This window comes from Sedimenticola hydrogenitrophicus, from assembly GCF_025175675.1.
Lineage (GTDB): Bacteria > Pseudomonadota > Gammaproteobacteria > Chromatiales > Chromatiaceae > Sedimenticola > Sedimenticola hydrogenitrophicus.
The window spans coordinates 1-2,425 of record NZ_JANIOA010000086.1; the positions used below are offsets into that span (position 1 = coordinate 1).

Consider the following 2,425-nt stretch of genomic DNA (forward strand, 5'->3'; position numbering starts at 1 on the left):
GAAGCTGAATCCTGCTCTCTATTCTACCCATTGGTTATCAACAACAGCCCCTTGTTAGCTGATTTCATCTGTTCGATCTTTGAGTACAAATTGCCTCAGAACTCTCTCACCGCGCATGACATATAAAATGTAGACCTTATTGCGCTCTAGCCGGTAAAAAATGCGACAGGGACCGACTATCACCTCACGGTAGTGAGTGCCCGTCAATTCGTCGGGCAGCTTACCGGATTCAGGAAATTTCTTTAATCGCTTAACGGTATTGAATACATCTTGAACAAGCTTCTTTGCGGCACTTGGTTTATCAAGTGCAATGTATTCAGCTATTTCGTCAAGATCATTTAGTGCGGGCTCGGTCCATTTTATTTGAGCCATTTACTCATTTTCTCTTCCGCTTCCGATTCAGAATAGACTCGGCCTTCAAAAACAGCCTTTTCGCCTCTGGCGATACCTTCAAGAATTCGCATTCGATTTTGCATCGACTCGTAATCTTCAAAATCTACAAGATACGCCGAAGGGTGCCCATGCTCGGTAATTAGAACTGGCTCTCTGGTATCATGTAGCTCCGCAAGGATTTTGGTTGCTTGCCGCTTCAATGTTGTGACTAGTTCAGTTTTCATAAAAGTGATACTATTCTATCACTTTGTACGGTGCAAGAACTTTTTGCAGCTGACGATAAAGTCACTTCTACTCCTGAGTTGTTACTCTGACCCCGAACTCCTTGCGCTGCACACTCCTGTTGCACCCTGCCGAACCCATCGGCAGGGTACTGATGTGCAGGATAAGGTCGCTTTGTATCCAATAGCACCAACACACCTCAAACAACCTCGCTGCTAACTCTACCCAAGCGATTTCAATGGGTATACTGCCCGACCGAATAACCGTTGCAGGAATGACTCCTTATCAATTTGTGGGTGTCCATGTTGCCCCATTGCTCATCTCAAAGGGTGAACTACCTGACCGAATGGCCGTTGCAGGAATGACTCCCTATCAATTTGTGGGTGTCCATGTTTGCCTGGGTGTCCATGTTTGCCCACCATGTTTGCCATGGGTGTCCATGTTTGCCCACCTTTTCGGTTGCTATTTGTGGGTGTCCACAATTGCTCTCGCTCCATTCGACCCTGGCCTCTTTTATCTCTACTTTGCTCACGCGCTCCATCCTGTTTCCTTCCCTCGTTGAACGCTAGCCAAGTATTCTTGGAATGTATCCGGAAACCCAACAACTTCGTTTGTTGCGGGATCAACTTTCACCGAGAAAGCTTTCAGAACTACGTACTCCACTCCTTCAGGAACCTGTTGCTTTTGCGAAGCAACCTCGTGCTTTTGTTCGGCCTCCATATCATTCTCGTTCTTATTTAGAGAATCTTCGATGTCCTTTATGCGGGTGTAAACAAGTTCTCCGAACTTCGATGCATCATCCGTTGTTGCAATCTTCCCTCTATGCACAACGCTGTTCCGCGTTTTGGCGATATTTGGATTCAGCTTGAGCGGTTCGCCATGTTCAAGTAAGCGCAAGAAATGGAAAGCACCGAACTGGCGTTCAGACTGTGCTGCAACTTCTTTCCATGACTTTTCGATTTGTTCTGGCGCAATGCGGCGGGATCTCAACACGACACGGATGTAGAACTCGTAACACCTCTCTAGCGCTGTACTAAAGGTGGAAATGGCTTCATTCGCATAGCCTTCTAACAACGCGCTGGATGCCGATTGCAGGAGAACTTCATAACGCCTCGAATCATAGACAACGATGCTTTGATGCCCCTTATCGCAGGAAACATGGACGTACCCAACATCATCCAGTTCTCCATCGAAGAGTTTCAATTGGTACTTCTTTGGATCGGTCACATTGGCACAGGTTACACACGGTACTTTGACGCGCATCTCTTGTAGGCCTCACAGCTATATCAACGAGACCCGCTGTCTCGTTATACATTTTTGTGTTTATTTCCGAATTCTGGGGACACAATACTTAACTCCTGCAATTAAATATCGTGTCCCCAGAACTCTCCGGAGTGATCTCAATGGGTGAACTACCTGACCGAATGACCGTTGCAGGAATGATTCCTTATCAATTTGTGGGTGTCCATAATTACTGTCGGAAGGACTCCTTATCAATTTGTGGGTGTCCATGTTTGCCGTTGCAGGAATGACTCCTCTTCAATTTGTGGGTGTCCATAATTGCTTTATTAGGCTTTCCGCCCCCAACCTTTGCTTTTGAGTGAGGCGTATTTCCAATTCATTGCGCTTCTTGATGTATTTTTCAGATGGGTATTTACCAGAGGCTGCAAGGCTATACCACGCATAAGCACGGACTAAATCTTTACCTGTTCCTTGGCCATTTTCATACATTTCTCCAACTAAGAACTGCGCTATACTGTCACCTTGATAAGCAGCCATTTTGAACCATTTTAGGGATTCTTCGTAATTT

The 2,425-nt window shown here is 45.9% G+C and carries 4 protein-coding genes; all 4 read right to left on the minus strand.

Annotation, left to right across the window (positions count from 1 at the left end; genetic code table 11):
• Positions 1-54: 54 nt before the first annotated feature.
• The gene (locus NPX02_RS20940) at positions 55-372 is read right to left on the minus strand and encodes a type II toxin-antitoxin system RelE/ParE family toxin (RefSeq protein WP_260296006.1); all 318 of its coding nucleotides are present in this window, start codon (positions 370-372) and stop codon (positions 55-57) included.
• Complete coding sequence (locus NPX02_RS20945) at positions 360-617, minus strand: type II toxin-antitoxin system Phd/YefM family antitoxin (RefSeq protein WP_260296008.1); 258 nt, start codon at positions 615-617, stop codon at positions 360-362. Before NPX02_RS20945 ends, NPX02_RS20940 begins: the two co-directional genes overlap by 13 nt.
• 526 nt (positions 618-1,143) lie before the next feature.
• Positions 1,144-1,818, minus strand: coding sequence for a hypothetical protein (locus NPX02_RS20950; protein ID WP_260296009.1), 675 nt, complete (start codon positions 1,816-1,818; stop codon positions 1,144-1,146).
• Between the two features lie 336 nt (positions 1,819-2,154).
• Positions 2,155-2,425: tetratricopeptide repeat protein (locus tag NPX02_RS20955; RefSeq protein WP_418067368.1), on the minus strand; the 271-nt coding region annotated here is incomplete at its 5' end.